The sequence below is a fragment of the Acidovorax sp. NCPPB 3576 genome (assembly GCF_028473605.1).
GTDB lineage: Bacteria > Pseudomonadota > Gammaproteobacteria > Burkholderiales > Burkholderiaceae_C > Paracidovorax.
In genome coordinates this window covers 4,178,303-4,190,518 of the sequence record NZ_CP097267.1, presented here as the reverse complement: position 1 = coordinate 4,190,518, position 12,216 = coordinate 4,178,303, and the positions used below count along the sequence as shown (strand labels likewise).

The following is a 12,216-nucleotide window of genomic DNA, read 5'->3' as shown; positions in this document are numbered from 1 at the left end:
GGACACCCCCCATGAAAAGCTTCCAACGCATGGCCGCGCGCGCGTGCCTCGCCTTTGCCGGCGCCTTGTGCCTGGCCCACCCCGCCTGGGCGCTGCTGCCCATCCAGCACTGGACCGAGCCGAGCGGCGCCCGCGTCTGGCTGGTGGAGAGCCCGGCCATTCCGATGGTCGATGTGCAGGTGGACTTCGATGCCGGCGCGCGCCGTGACCCGGCAGAGCAGGCCGGCCTGGCAAGCTCGGTGGCCGCCATGTCGTCCAAGGGCGTGCGCGCCCAGGGCAGCGAGCCGGCGATGGACGAAAACGCGCTCGGCGAAGCCTGGGCCGATCTGGGTGCGAGCTTCGAGGCCGCGGCCGACCGCGACGGCCTGAGCTTTTCGCTGCGCTCGCTCACCGAGCCCGATCTGCTGGACCGCGCGGCCCGCCTGGCTGCACGGCAACTGGCCCAGCCGAGCTTTCCGCAGGACATCTGGCAGCGCGAGCGTTCGCGCTGGGTGGCTGGCTTGAAAGAGGCCGAAACCCGCCCCGGCACGGCCGCGGCCAAGGCCTTCGGCAGCGCGGTGTACGGCAGCCACCCTTACGGCCAGCGCACGACGCCAGAAACGCTCGGCCGCATCGAGATCGCCGACATGCAGGCCTACCACGACCGCTACGTCGAAACCTGCCGGGCCCGCGTGAGCATCGTCGGGGCCGTCACGCGCAAAGAGGCGCAGGCGCTGGTGGCCACGCTGCTGTCGCAGATGCCCGCGCGCGATCCCGCCACCTGCCAGCCGCTGCCGCCCGTGCCCGAAGTGCAGGCGCTGGCTGCGCCGGTGCAGCAGGACATTCCCTTTGCCTCGGCGCAGGCGCATGTGCTGATCGGCCAGCCGGGCTTTGCGCGGCGCGACCCTGACTTTTTGGCCTTGCTCGTGGGCAACCACATCCTGGGCGGCGGTGGCTTCACCTCGCTGCTGACCAGCGAGGTGCGTGAAAAGCGCGGCCTGAGCTACAGCGTGTACAGCCAGTTCTCGCCGGGCCTGAACACCGGCGTGTTCCTGGTCGGCCTGCAGACCCGTCCCGACCAGGCCGCCGAGGCCGTGAAGGTGTCGCGCGACGTGCTGGCGCGCTTCGTGGCCCAGGGCCCGACCGAGGCCCAGCTCAAGGCCGCCAAGGACAACCTGATCGGCGGCTTCGCCCTGCGCATCGACAGCAACCGCAAGCTGCTGGCCAACGTGGTCAACATCGCGTGGAACGATCTGCCGCTGGATTACCTGGAACACTGGACCGACCGCGTGCAGGCCCTGACCGCAGCCGACGTGCGCGCCGCCATGGCCCGCAAGCTGCAGCCCGACCGCATGGTGACCGTGGTGGTCGGAGGCAAGCCGTGAGCCGCCCCGCACGCCGCGCCGCGCCGGCAGCGCCCGGGCCCGCCGTGAAAAAACCCGCGCCGAAGGGAGTGGGCGAAGTCCGGATCATCGGTGGCCAATGGAAGCGCACCCGCCTGCCCGTGGCGCAGCGCCCCGGCCTGCGGCCCACGCCCGACCGGGTGCGCGAGACGCTCTTCAACTGGCTGGGACAGGACCTGACCGGCTGGCGCTGCCTCGACGCCTTCGCAGGCACGGGCGCCCTGGGTTTCGAGGCCGCTTCGCGCGGCGCCACTGCCGTGCAGCTGGTCGAGAACGATCCGGCCCTGGTCGATCAACTGCACACGCTGCAGCAGCGGCTGCAAGCCATGGCCGTGCGGGTGCAGCGGGGCGACGGCCTGGCCGCACTGCGGCACTGCGCGCCGGCCAGCCTGCACCTGGTGCTGCTGGACCCGCCGTTCGAAAGCGCCTTGTTCGAACCCGCTCTGGCCGCCGCGGCCCAGGCCGTCGCTGCGGACGGTTTCATCTACCTGGAAGCGCCCCAGGCTTGGGACGAGGCCGCGCTGGCGGCCCTGGGGCTGGCGGTCCATCGCCACCTCAAGGCCGGCGCCGTGCATGCCCACTTGCTCAGAAAACAGTGATGCTATTAAATTAATAGCTATATGCGCTAGTGGAATATGTGCTTGAGGCATTTTTTGCTTCAAGTCCTGGCGGTCATCACTGGAGCCAGGGCGGGCTTTGCGCCCGCTGCATAATCCGCCCCTGCGCCCGCTCCACCGCGTGTGCCCCCTTCCGCCAGACCGCAAAGGAGCGACCACGCCATGGCCCAGAACGTCCTCGCTATCTATCCCGGCACCTTCGATCCCATCACGCTGGGCCATGAAGATGTGGTGCGCCGTGCCACGCAGCTCTTCGGCCGGGTGATCGTCGCGGTCGCGGCAGGGCACCACAAGAAAACCCTGTTCAGCCTGGAAGAGCGCATCGAGATGGTCCGCGAGGCCGTGCGCGCCTATCCGCAGGTGCAGGTCGAGACCTTCTCCGGCTTGCTGCGCGACTTCGTGGTCGATCGCGGCGGCAAGGCGATGGTGCGCGGCCTGCGCGCCGTGACCGATTTCGACTACGAGTTCCAGCTGGCCGGCATGAACCGCAGCCTCATGCCCGAGGTGGAAACCGTCTTTCTCACGCCCAGCGACAAGTTCCAGTTCATCAGCAGCACCTTCGTGCGCGAGATCGCCCTGCTGGGTGGCGAGGTGGACAAGTTCGTGTCGCCCGAAGTGTCCGAGCGCCTGGCCGTCAAGGTGCGCGCTCAGTCGGCCTGACGCGCGTTGCCCGCGTGTTCAGGCGCCCGTGCGCCATTGACAACGCCGCGCGGGCGGACTGCACCAGTTCGTGCACGAAACGCAGCTTGGCGAGCGCTCCGGACGACAGGGCGAACGGGTAGGCGTCCTGCTGGCCCAGGCTGCGGTTCAGGCTGTTGAGCAGCAGCGTGAGCGGCACCCATTCGCTGACCATGGCATCGAAATCCGGGGACTGCGTGGCGAACGGGTCGTTCATCGTGAAGTGGCGTGCCGCGCCGGCCTTGGGTTTCGGGATCTGAAGTCCGGTGCGGTAGCTGGAGGCCGTCTCCAGCAGATCGACCATATGAAGGTAGTGCGCCCAGGTCTCGGCCCAGTCTTCCCAGGGGTGCGCGGCGGCATAGGCGCTCACGTGGTGGTCGCCCCAGTCCCGCAGGTGCGGGCTGCTGGCGTAGTAGTCCTGCAGTGCCGCGCCGTAGTCCTGCCGCTCATCGCCGAACACGGCGCGGAAGTTCTCCAGCTTGCCCTGGTCGCGCAGCAGGCGGTCCCAGTAGAAATGCCCCGACTCATGGCGCAAATGGCCGATCAGTGTGCGGTAAGGCTCGTGCAGCGCCAGCCTGCGGCGTGCCCGCTCGTCGTCATCGGCCTCTGCGATGTTGAGGGTGATGGTGCCGCTCGAATGCCCTGTGATCACGGGGTAGCCAGGCTGGTCGGCCAGAAATTCGAACGCGGGGCTGTCGCCTGCGGGCGCGGGCTCCAGTCCCAGCTTGGCCAGCGTGTAGTAAAGCTGCCGTTTGGCTTGCTCGATCTGCTTCCAGCGGCGCAGGTTGGCGGGTTCCGAAAGGTCGGGAAGGATGCGCGTTTGCCGGCACGAGACGCACAGGGCATGGGGGTCGTCGCCCTGCAGCGCGAAATTGCATGCGCGGTGCGCATTGCGATGGTGGCAAAGCCGATAAAGCGGTTGGGCACTGCCACGGCCTGCATCTGCAACCCGCTCCCAGAGGTCCGAATCGTCACGCAGGCCCGACACCGCCGGCACCAGCGCGGCCATCGTCAACTGGTCAGGAAGGAAGGCGAGCTTGGCGCCGCAATGCAGACATTGGACGCTGTCGAAGAAAACGAGATGACCGCATTGGTCGCAATTGAATACCTGCATGGTGCGAGCTTAGAGCCTGTGAGGAATCTTGCATTGCACTTGCGGCAAGCGTGTGGCAAACCAAGGGGAGGGCGAAACAAAAACAGGCTCCGAAGAGCCTGTTTTTTCATAGCATCTCACAGGCCGCTGGGGGCCTGCAGGGCCTCGATCAAGGACGCACGACGATGCTGTTGCGCACGTCACGCACGTGCTTGGTGTTGCGTGCGATGGATTCAGCCGTGTTCTTTTCGGTTTGCGACTTGGCGAAACCCGACAGTTGCACGGTGCCGTTCAGCGTTTCCACGCTGATGGACGTGGCCGACACGGACTTGTCTTCAGCCATCTTGGCCTTCACAGCGGTCGTGATGCCTGCGTCGTCCACGTAGGAGCCGACGGTCTGCTGATCGCGCGCCACCGAGCAGCCTGCGGAGATGATGGTTGCGCCAGCGAGGGCTGCAAAAGCGAGTGCACGTGCGTATTTCATGGTTATTTCCTTGGTTTGGTTTGTTAACACGGGTGCTTTGGGATTCTTCAGTTCACCGACCTGTTGCACCCCCCGCGGTCGATGAACTGTTTCTTGGGCTGGCTCCGTCGCCTTTCAGCGATGCAGCCAATCCTTGAGTTCGTCGGCGTGTTCTTCTTCGTCGGCCAGAATGCCTTCCAGCATGCGGCGCGTCGTCGGGTCCTTGTCGCCGATCAACGTGATCATCTGGCGGTACGCTTCCACGGCAATCCGTTCTGCCACCAGGTTGGCTCGCACCATGGCCTTGAGGTCGGACGAATCGTCGTAATCGGCATGGCTGCGCTCTTCGAGCGAGCTGGGCGAAAAGTCAGGCTCACCGCCGAGCTGCACGATGCGTTGCGCAATCTTGTCCGCATGGGCGGACTCTTCATTCGCATGCACCATGAATTCGGCTGCGATGGCTGGGGACTCCATGCCATCTGCAGTGAAATGGTGCCGCTTGTAACGCAGCACGCACACCAGTTCGGTGGCCAATGCGTCGTTCAGCAGCTTCACGATCGCTTCGCGGTGAGGACCATAGGCGGGCGTGACAGCCCCTTCATCCAGATCCTGCGTCGCTGCCTGGTGCAGGGCCTTCTCGTCGAGAACCAGGGTCTCGGAAGGGGCCGCCGGATTGCTGGCCGGGTTGATGGTGGTGACAGGGGTCATGGGACGCTCGCTCTTTGTTATTGGTGGTGTTTTAAGCAGTTGCCAATGGAATCAATATTCGTGGCGGCGCGAAGGGCGGCGGCTCAGCAGGCACAACGTCGCCACTGCGGCGCCCGCTGCTGCTGCCAGCAGCATCGACTTGCCAGGCTGCTCGACCACATAGCGCGTCGTGACATCGGCCGCCTGGTTCAATTGGCGGCGGGCACGTTCCGTGGTGTCGGCACAGTAGGAAATGCCGCGCGATGCCAGGTCTTGTGCACGGGCTGCGAGGTCGTCGATCAGCGGGTTCACTTCGCCATGCAGTTCGTCCACTTTGCGAGCGGCCTTGTCCAGGGTGTTGTTGGCTGCGTCACGGGTGGATTGCACCGCTTCCTTGGCAGAGTCGAGCACGTTGTCTGCGGCCGTGTGGGCGGAGTCAACGGCTTTTTTCGCGGCGTTCTGGGTGTCGATCATGGTTGGGTTCCTTTGGGGTTGCGGGGTGGAGGCGCTGGGGTCAGCGGGCTGTTAACCGCGCTTGAGCAGGCTCAGCACGAAAGTGACCACCGCCATGATCACGAACACGAAGAACAGAATCTTCGCGATGCCAACGGCGCCGGCAGCGATGCCGCCAAAGCCAAAAAGTGCGGCGATCAAAGCGATCACCAGGAAAACCACTGCGTAATGCAACATCTTCATCTCCTCTTGCACCAGAAGTTCCGGCGGGTTGGTTGGGGGCGCATCTGTTAGCGCCTGGGATTGAATGTAGTTTTCGCAGGGCGCAGAAGCTGCCGGTCCCTGACGCGCCCCCATGTAGGACGTCGCCCATCTGGAATGAGGCAGGCAAAAAACCGCGGGCAAACGCCAGCGGGTGTCATGGAGAAAAAGAAACAAATCCGCCCGGCGTCAGGGGACGCCGCGGGATCAATGCACGTGCGGCAGCACGGCAGAAACGAGGGTGCCTTCGCCAGGCTCGGAGGTCACGGTGAGCCGGCCGCCAGCGGCCTCCACCCGATGCCGCATCCCCATCAAACCGTGGGCGGAAGGGTTGGCCTTGCCCGTGTCGAAACCGCTGCCGTTGTCGCGGATCTGCACCGCTACATGCGTGGGGTAGTTGTGCACGGCAACCAGCACTTTTTCGGCGTTGGCGTACTTGCCGATGTTGGTCAGCGATTCCTGCACCATGCGGTAGATGGTCAGTTGAACGGACTCGGGCAACTCCACCGCTTCCAGATTCAGATCCACCTCCACATTGCTGCGCTCCGCGAATTCGCGGCCCAGAATTTCGAGCGATGCCGTCAGCCCCAGGTTGAACAGGGATGAGGGCCGCAGGTCTTCGATGATGCGGCGCTTGAGTGCAATACCGCTGTTGAGGGTGTCGGTCAGGTGCTTGAGGCGCTCCGCGATTTCAGGGGCCTGGGAGTCCACCTTGGATTTGAGGCGTGCTACATCGAGCTTGGCCGCGGTGAGCAGGGCGCCCAATTCGTCATGCAACTCGCGCGCCAGATGGCCGCGTTCGTCTTCGCGCACCTGCTGGAGGTGGTTCGCCAACTCGGTGAGCGACGCGGTGCGCTCCCGCACCAATTGCTCCAGCCGGTCGCGCTCGCGCTCCAGCGTTTCTTGCTCGCGTTGATTGAACGTTTGCAGCGCGCTTGCCTGCCGCAGGTACATGTAGAACGCCAGCAGGCCGATGGCTGCCATGGTGGCGATGCCGATGCGCGACAGCATGAGGGAATGCAGGATCTCCTGCGTGCTGTGGTTGGTGCGGTCGGTGCTGCGCTCGGTCAGCTTGCCCGCGAGCGAACGGATCGCGTCCATGTTCTCTTTGCCCACATCGGTAGAGAGCACGAACTTCCAGGCATCGTCGTTGTCCTGGCGCCGCAGCCGCAGGCTCAGGTCGAGCTCGGACATCTTCCGGGAAATCTGGCGCGACAGCTGAGTGAAATCTTCTTGGTCTTCGAGCGATGAGGCTGTGAAGATGGCGCGCAACTCGTCCAGATTGCTGTTGATCGTGGAGGCTGCTTTTTCATACGGCTCCAGATAGCGTTCGTCGCCCGTCAGCAGATAGCCCCGAAGGCCGGTCTCCGCGTCCAGCATGTTCTGCATCAGGCGGTCGAGCGCGGCGCGTGTGGTGTAGGTGCGCGACAAGGCGCTCACCGCATCGTGCGAGCGGTCGTAGCCGGCTTCATTGATGCCAACCAACGCCGATGCAGCCAGCAATGCCAGGGGCAAGCTGACAGCCATCTTGCGAAAATTGGACCAACGCATAAGTTTCTCCGAAAGACAAGCGGGTGATTTCTGGATAATGTCACCAGCCAGCGGTGTTCCGCTGCAGGCACGCCCGCAACGGGTGAATTGGCTACCAGAACGATAACGGGCAGCTTGGCTGCCCCTTGAAAGAACGCTCAATGATCAAGATCGGCATTGTGGATGACCATGCGATTGTCCGCTCGGGATTGCGACAATTTTTGTCAGAACATGTAGACCTTCGGGTGGTGGGTGAGGCGTCCAACGGGCGCGAGGCGATCGATCTGGTCCGGGCACAGGAGATCGATGTGCTGCTCATGGATTTGTCGATGCCCGGCCAAAGCGGACTCGATGCGCTGGCCATGCTGCGCGCCAAGGCGCCCGACATGGGCATCCTGATCCTCAGCGGCTACCCGGAAGAGCATTACGCCATCAACCTGATTCGTCAGGGCGCCAGCGGCTACCTCAACAAGGAATGCGACCCCAAGGAGATCGTCGAAGCCATTCGCACCATCTCGCTGGGCCGTCGTTACCTGACCCCCGCCGTGGCCGACCTGCTGGCCCAGCAGCTCAACCGCAAGGACGACGCACCGCCGCATGAGCAATTGTCGGAGCGCGAATTCCAGGTGTTCCTCAAGCTGGCCAAGGGTGAAACAGCGGGCGATATCGCGAAGTCGTTGTCGCTCAGTGTGAAGACCGTCAGCACCTATCGCACGCGCCTGATGGAGAAGATGGCGCTGTCTTCCAACAGCGACCTGACCTATTACGCGCTGAAGAACAAGCTGATCGACTGAACCAGCACCATGCGAAACGGCCACCGAGAAATCGGTGGCCGTTCAAAATGGACGAATAGAAAAAGACTTTCCGCTAGCCCGCGCGCCGCAACCCTGCGGCTTGAAGAAAACAGTCAGCCAGCAGCGGATTTGGGATTGGCTTGGCGTGTGGTGCTGTGTTCTACGCAGTACTCCACCAGCGCATCGATCTCGTTGGATTTGTCGAAGACGGCATCCACACCGAGTTGGGCGCAGCGCATGCGGACATCCGGTGTGGCGTAGTTGCTGAGTACCACCATCTTCTGGCCTGCCGTGCGATTTCGGCATGCTGCTAAAACCCCCAGACCGCTTCCCTGTCTCAAAAACAGATCGACGATGGCCAGATCCCATTGGCCTGCATTGTTGGCGAGCCATTCCTTGCCTTCGTCTTCGGTTTCGGCAATGCCTACGGCTTCCACCTCCGCCAGTTCCTCGAGCGTACCGATCAGATTTTCTCGGATGGTGGCGTTGTCTTCAACAATGTAGGTGCGCAGTTTCACTGTGGGGTCCAGTCCGGATCACGGCAGCAGAATGAGAATGTGATCACAGCTTCACTTTATGGGGATCCAATGTGTCATTCTGCCAGTAGCAACATGCGGAGCCGGTAGGATTCTTCCTACGGTTTGGCATCGCCGCACACGGTGCAGTGCATGTGGCGAGGGATTTTCATCACAGTCCAATCCATGGAACGCCCATCGAGCATCAAGAGGCGGCCTGCCAAGGATTCGCCAAAACCCGCGATGAGCTTGAGCGCTTCTGCTGCCTGCATGGCGCCGATGATGCCCACCATCGGCGCGAAGACACCCAGCGTGGCGCATTGGGTTTCCTCGAACGCTGTGTCCGGCGGAAAGATGCAGGCGTAGCACGGCGCTTGCGGGTTGCGAGGGTCGATGACCGTGATCTGCCCGTCGAAGCGGATGGCTGCTCCGGTGACCAATGGCGTGCGGTGGGCGACGCAGGCGCCATTCACCGCGTGGCGCGTTGCATAGTTATCGCTACAGTCCAGCACCACGGTGGCCTGGCCCACCCAGTCATCCAGCCACTCGTTGCCGGCCCTGGCATGGATCGCGTCGATCCGTATGCCCGGATTGATGGCCTGCAGCGCCTGGGCCGCGGAGTGCACCTTGGACTCGCCGACGCGCGCAGTGGTGTGGGCGATCTGGCGCTGCAGGTTGGTCAGGTCCACCACATCGTCGTCCACCAGAGTGATGCGTCCCACGCCTGCGGAGGCCAGGAACAGGGCGGCTGGCGAGCCCAGCCCGCCCGCTCCGATCACGAGCGCATGGGCAGCCAGGATGCGTTCCTGGCCCTCGATCCCGATCTCGTCGAGCATGATGTGGCGCGAATAGCGCAGTAGCTGATCGTCTGTCATGGGCTGGAAACTGGCGCGGGCGGTGTGCGGGAGGGGAGAGGGCCATGAAAAAGGCCGGGCGCCTGAAAGGTGCCCGGCCGTCGGTGAATCAAGAAGGGGTTTTAGTTTTCCTTCTTCTCTTCCTTGCGTTCGGTCTGCGTCTTGCTCACCAGCACGGCCTGGCCCTTCAACTGGTTGAGCGCCTGCGCCAATTGGAAGTCCTTGTCCGAACCGAACTCAGGCATTTTGCGGTCGGAGATGGGCTTCTTGGCTTCTTCCTCGAGGCGCTTGCGCGCTTCCTCGCGAGCCTTCTCGCGCGCTTCGTCCTTTTTCTCTTCGCCCTGGCCGCTGGTCAGGTGCTTTTCGAGATCGGCCTCGCGCATGCGCAGCGATGCGTACACATCGCCCTCGGCGCTTTCATCGACCATCACGTCGGGCACGATGCCCTTGGCCTGGATGGATTTGCCACTGGGGGTGTAGTAACGCGCGGTGGTCAGCTTGATGCCGGTGTCCGGACCCAGGGGGCGCACCGTCTGCACCGAGCCCTTGCCGAACGTCTGGCTGCCCATGATGGTGGCGCGCTTGTGGTCCTGCAAGGCGCCGGCCACGATTTCGCTGGCAGAGGCCGAACCTTCATTGACCAGCACCACCAGGGGCACGCTCTTGAGGGCGGCGGGCAGCCGCTTGAGCGGGTCGCCATTGCCGCGGCGCTGGTAGAACTCCGGTGCCGCCTTGAACGTGGCCTTGCTTTCCGCCAGTTGTCCGTCGGTGGTCACCACGGTGACGTTCTCGGGCAGGAAGGCGGCGGAGACGGCCACGGCTGCGTCCAGCAGGCCGCCCGGGTCGTTGCGCAGGTCGAGCACCAAGCCCTTGAGGTTGGGCTCCTGGCGATAGACCTCTTCGATCTTGCGAACGAAGTCGTCCACCGTGCGTTCCTGGAACTGCGACAGGCGGATCCAGCCATAACCGGGCTCGATCACCTTGCCCTTCACGGACTGCGTCTTGATCTCTTCGCGCGTGATCGTCACCGGGAACGTGCGGCTCTCGTCCTTGCGGAAGATGGTCAGCGTGACCTGGGTGCTCGGCTCGCCGCGCATTCTCTTGACCGCGTCGTTGAGGGCCAGGCCCTTGACGGCGGTGTCGTCGATCTTGGTGATCAGGTCGTTCGTCTTGAGGCCGGCACGGAAGGCCGGGGAGCCTTCGATGGGCGAGACGACCTTGATCAGCCCGTCTTCCTGCGTGATCTCGATCCCGACGCCCACGAAGCGGCCGGAAGTGCCTTCGCGGAATTCCTTGAAGGACTTCTTGTCGAAATACTGGGAGTGCGGGTCCAGGCTGGACACCATGCCCGAGATCGCGTCGGTGATGAGCTTCTTGTCATCGACCGGCTCGACGTAATCGGTCTTTACCAGACCGAACACGGCGGACAGCTGCTGGATTTCCTCGAGCGGCAGCGGCGTCATCGCGCCGCGCGCCACCGTCTGCAGTGAGACGGTGGTCAGTGCCCCGGCAACGACGCCGATCGACACCCAACCTGCGATTTTCAGTTTGTGGCCCATTAAAAACACCTTTGCCGCTTCAATATACACCTTGGAAAGATTGCCCCCATTGCAGTTCCGCGCTGGAAGCGACTTTTGCGCTGTGCGGGCCGCCTTTACACGGACTTTACGCCTTGCCTTGCGATGTCACCGCCGCTGCCGCCCTGGCCGCCGCTTCGGCATCGCCCAGGTAGTAGTGGCGCAGGGGTTTCAGGTCCGCATCGAGTTCGTAGACCAGGGGGATGCCGTTCGGAATGTTCACGCCGACGATGTCGTCGTCCGAGATGCCGTCCAGGTACTTGATGAGCGCGCGGATCGAGTTGCCGTGCGCGGCGACGACGATGCGCTTGCCGGCGCGGATGGCGGGTGCCATGGACTCGTTCCAGAACGGCAGTACGCGCTCGACGGTGTCCTTGAGGCATTCCGTCAGAGGGATCTGCTCGGGGGCCAGGCTGGCGTAGCGCAGGTCGCCCCGCTCGCTGCGCGGGTCGGTGGCTTCCAGCGCTGGCGGCGGCGTGTCGTAGCTGCGGCGCCACACCAGCACCTGCGCGTCGCCGTATTGCTTGGCCATGTCGGCCTTGTTCAGGCCCTGTAGGGCGCCGTAGTGGCGCTCGTTCAGGCGCCAGCTGTGGTGCACCGGCAGCCAAGTGCGGTCCATCTCATCGAGCGTGTGCCACAGCGTGCGCGTGGCGCGCTTGAGCATGCTGGTGTAGGCCAGGTCGAATTCGTAGCCTTCCGCCTTCAGCAGGCGGCCTGCGCTCTTGGCTTGTTCCACGCCCGTGGGCGTCAGATCGACGTCGGTCCAGCCGGTGAAGCGGTTCTCGAGGTTCCAGGTGGATTCTCCGTGGCGGATCAGGACGAGTTGGTGCATGGTTTCCCTAGAGCAGGCGGGTCAAAATCCAGCATTCTAAAATTGAGCGGTTTGCCAACCCTAGGACTGACGTGAAATTCATCATCGACAACTGGTATTTGTTCTTTATCGCGCTGGCCTCCGGCGGCATGCTTTTGGTGCCGCTCCTCAAGGATGCCACCGGCGGCTCGCTGACGGCGGCACGCGCCGTGCAGCTCATCAACCGCGAGAAGGGCGTGGTGATCGACGTGTGCGAGCCCGACGAGTTCGCTGCGGGCCACGTGGGCGGCGCCAAGAACATTCCCCTGAACCAGCTGGAAGAGCGGCTGCCCCAGGTGGTCAAGAACAAGGCCCTGCCGATCGTGCTGGTTTGCGCCAAGGGCCCGCGGGCCCAGCGCGCCGTGGGCATCGCCAAAAAGCTGGGCTACGACAATGCCCAGGCGCTGGCGGGCGGGCTGAAGGCGTGGAAAGACGCCAGCATGCCCGTTGAAAAGGCCTGAG

15 protein-coding genes are annotated in these 12,216 nt (G+C 63.8%); 5 read left to right on the top strand and 10 right to left on the bottom strand.

Annotation, left to right across the window (positions count from 1 at the left end; translation table 11 throughout):
* Nucleotides 1–11: 11 nt before the first annotated feature.
* The 3 genes from M5C98_RS19160 (at nucleotide 12) to coaD (ending at nucleotide 2,659) form a co-directional block, all read left to right on the top strand.
* The gene (locus M5C98_RS19160) at nucleotides 12–1,364 is read left to right on the top strand and encodes a M16 family metallopeptidase (protein WP_272549024.1); all 1,353 of its coding nucleotides are present in this window, start codon (nucleotides 12–14) and stop codon (nucleotides 1,362–1,364) included.
* Complete coding sequence (gene rsmD / locus M5C98_RS19155) at nucleotides 1,361–1,981, top strand: 16S rRNA (guanine(966)-N(2))-methyltransferase RsmD (RefSeq protein ID WP_272549023.1); 621 nt, start codon at nucleotides 1,361–1,363, stop codon at nucleotides 1,979–1,981. Before M5C98_RS19160 ends, rsmD begins: the two co-directional genes overlap by 4 nt.
* 180 nt (nucleotides 1,982–2,161) lie before the next feature.
* On the top strand, nucleotides 2,162–2,659 hold the full coding sequence (gene coaD / locus M5C98_RS19150) for a pantetheine-phosphate adenylyltransferase (RefSeq protein ID WP_272549022.1): 498 nt from the start codon (nucleotides 2,162–2,164) through the stop codon (nucleotides 2,657–2,659).
* Here coaD and M5C98_RS19145 read toward each other — a convergent pair.
* The 6 genes from M5C98_RS19145 to M5C98_RS19120 form a co-directional block, all read right to left on the bottom strand.
* Nucleotides 2,634–3,791 carry a zinc-binding metallopeptidase family protein gene (locus M5C98_RS19145; RefSeq protein ID WP_272549021.1) on the bottom strand — a complete coding sequence of 386 codons (1,158 nt, stop codon included), beginning with the start codon at nucleotides 3,789–3,791 and terminating at the stop codon, nucleotides 2,634–2,636. The genes coaD and M5C98_RS19145 overlap by 26 nt on opposite strands.
* 148 nt (nucleotides 3,792–3,939) lie before the next feature.
* The gene (locus M5C98_RS19140; RefSeq protein WP_092741513.1) at nucleotides 3,940–4,254 is read right to left on the bottom strand and encodes a BON domain-containing protein; all 315 of its coding nucleotides are present in this window, start codon (nucleotides 4,252–4,254) and stop codon (nucleotides 3,940–3,942) included.
* A 114-nt stretch (nucleotides 4,255–4,368) separates the two neighbouring features.
* Nucleotides 4,369–4,941: a ferritin-like domain-containing protein gene (locus M5C98_RS19135; RefSeq protein WP_272549020.1), complete on the bottom strand. Its 573-nt coding sequence runs from the start codon at nucleotides 4,939–4,941 to the stop codon at nucleotides 4,369–4,371.
* Between the two features lie 51 nt (nucleotides 4,942–4,992).
* Complete coding sequence (locus M5C98_RS19130; RefSeq protein ID WP_272549019.1) at nucleotides 4,993–5,394, bottom strand: hypothetical protein; 402 nt, start codon at nucleotides 5,392–5,394, stop codon at nucleotides 4,993–4,995.
* Nucleotides 5,395–5,445: 51 nt separating this feature from the next.
* The gene (locus M5C98_RS19125) at nucleotides 5,446–5,610 is read right to left on the bottom strand and encodes a DUF1328 domain-containing protein (protein WP_011796896.1); all 165 of its coding nucleotides are present in this window, start codon (nucleotides 5,608–5,610) and stop codon (nucleotides 5,446–5,448) included.
* A gap of 231 nt (nucleotides 5,611–5,841) precedes the next feature.
* Nucleotides 5,842–7,185 carry a sensor histidine kinase gene (locus M5C98_RS19120; RefSeq protein WP_272549018.1) on the bottom strand — a complete coding sequence of 448 codons (1,344 nt, stop codon included), beginning with the start codon at nucleotides 7,183–7,185 and terminating at the stop codon, nucleotides 5,842–5,844.
* A 140-nt stretch (nucleotides 7,186–7,325) separates the two neighbouring features.
* Between M5C98_RS19120 and M5C98_RS19115 the strand changes: the two genes are divergently transcribed.
* Nucleotides 7,326–7,958, top strand: a complete 633-nt coding sequence (locus M5C98_RS19115; RefSeq protein WP_092741509.1) for a response regulator — start codon at nucleotides 7,326–7,328, stop codon at nucleotides 7,956–7,958.
* Between the two features lie 113 nt (nucleotides 7,959–8,071).
* Here M5C98_RS19115 and M5C98_RS19110 read toward each other — a convergent pair whose 3' ends face one another.
* The 4 genes from M5C98_RS19110 to gpmA form a co-directional block, all read right to left on the bottom strand.
* Complete coding sequence (locus M5C98_RS19110) at nucleotides 8,072–8,476, bottom strand: response regulator (protein ID WP_272549017.1); 405 nt, start codon at nucleotides 8,474–8,476, stop codon at nucleotides 8,072–8,074.
* A 116-nt stretch (nucleotides 8,477–8,592) separates the two neighbouring features.
* Nucleotides 8,593–9,348 carry a HesA/MoeB/ThiF family protein gene (locus tag M5C98_RS19105; protein ID WP_272549016.1) on the bottom strand — a complete coding sequence of 252 codons (756 nt, stop codon included), beginning with the start codon at nucleotides 9,346–9,348 and terminating at the stop codon, nucleotides 8,593–8,595.
* 101 nt (nucleotides 9,349–9,449) lie between these two features.
* Nucleotides 9,450–10,886 carry a S41 family peptidase gene (locus tag M5C98_RS19100; protein WP_272549015.1) on the bottom strand — a complete coding sequence of 479 codons (1,437 nt, stop codon included), beginning with the start codon at nucleotides 10,884–10,886 and terminating at the stop codon, nucleotides 9,450–9,452.
* Between the two features lie 106 nt (nucleotides 10,887–10,992).
* Nucleotides 10,993–11,736, bottom strand: a complete 744-nt coding sequence (gene gpmA / locus M5C98_RS19095; protein WP_272549014.1) for a 2,3-diphosphoglycerate-dependent phosphoglycerate mutase — start codon at nucleotides 11,734–11,736, stop codon at nucleotides 10,993–10,995.
* Nucleotides 11,737–11,807: 71 nt separating this feature from the next.
* On the opposite strand from gpmA, the gene M5C98_RS19090 reads away from it, so the two are divergent.
* The gene (locus tag M5C98_RS19090) at nucleotides 11,808–12,215 is read left to right on the top strand and encodes a rhodanese-like domain-containing protein (RefSeq protein ID WP_092741500.1); all 408 of its coding nucleotides are present in this window, start codon (nucleotides 11,808–11,810) and stop codon (nucleotides 12,213–12,215) included.
* Nucleotide 12,216: the final 1 nt, after the last annotated feature.

Coding starts and splice junctions, on each gene's coding strand:
- M5C98_RS19160 (WP_272549024.1), top strand. CDS start 12: ATGAAAAGCTTCCAACGCATGGCCGCGCGCGCGTGCCTCGCCTTTGCC.
- coaD (WP_272549022.1), top strand. CDS start 2,162: ATGGCCCAGAACGTCCTCGCTATCTATCCCGGCACCTTCGATCCCATC.
- M5C98_RS19145 (WP_272549021.1), bottom strand. CDS start 3,791: ATGCAGGTATTCAATTGCGACCAATGCGGTCATCTCGTTTTCTTCGAC.
- M5C98_RS19140 (WP_092741513.1), bottom strand. CDS start 4,254: ATGAAATACGCACGTGCACTCGCTTTTGCAGCCCTCGCTGGCGCAACC.
- M5C98_RS19135 (WP_272549020.1), bottom strand. CDS start 4,941: ATGACCCCTGTCACCACCATCAACCCGGCCAGCAATCCGGCGGCCCCT.
- M5C98_RS19130 (WP_272549019.1), bottom strand. CDS start 5,394: ATGATCGACACCCAGAACGCCGCGAAAAAAGCCGTTGACTCCGCCCAC.
- M5C98_RS19125 (WP_011796896.1), bottom strand. CDS start 5,610: ATGTTGCATTACGCAGTGGTTTTCCTGGTGATCGCTTTGATCGCCGCA.
- M5C98_RS19120 (WP_272549018.1), bottom strand. CDS start 7,185: ATGCGTTGGTCCAATTTTCGCAAGATGGCTGTCAGCTTGCCCCTGGCA.
- M5C98_RS19115 (WP_092741509.1), top strand. CDS start 7,326: ATGATCAAGATCGGCATTGTGGATGACCATGCGATTGTCCGCTCGGGA.
- M5C98_RS19105 (WP_272549016.1), bottom strand. CDS start 9,348: ATGACAGACGATCAGCTACTGCGCTATTCGCGCCACATCATGCTCGAC.
- M5C98_RS19100 (WP_272549015.1), bottom strand. CDS start 10,886: ATGGGCCACAAACTGAAAATCGCAGGTTGGGTGTCGATCGGCGTCGTT.
- gpmA (WP_272549014.1), bottom strand. CDS start 11,736: ATGCACCAACTCGTCCTGATCCGCCACGGAGAATCCACCTGGAACCTC.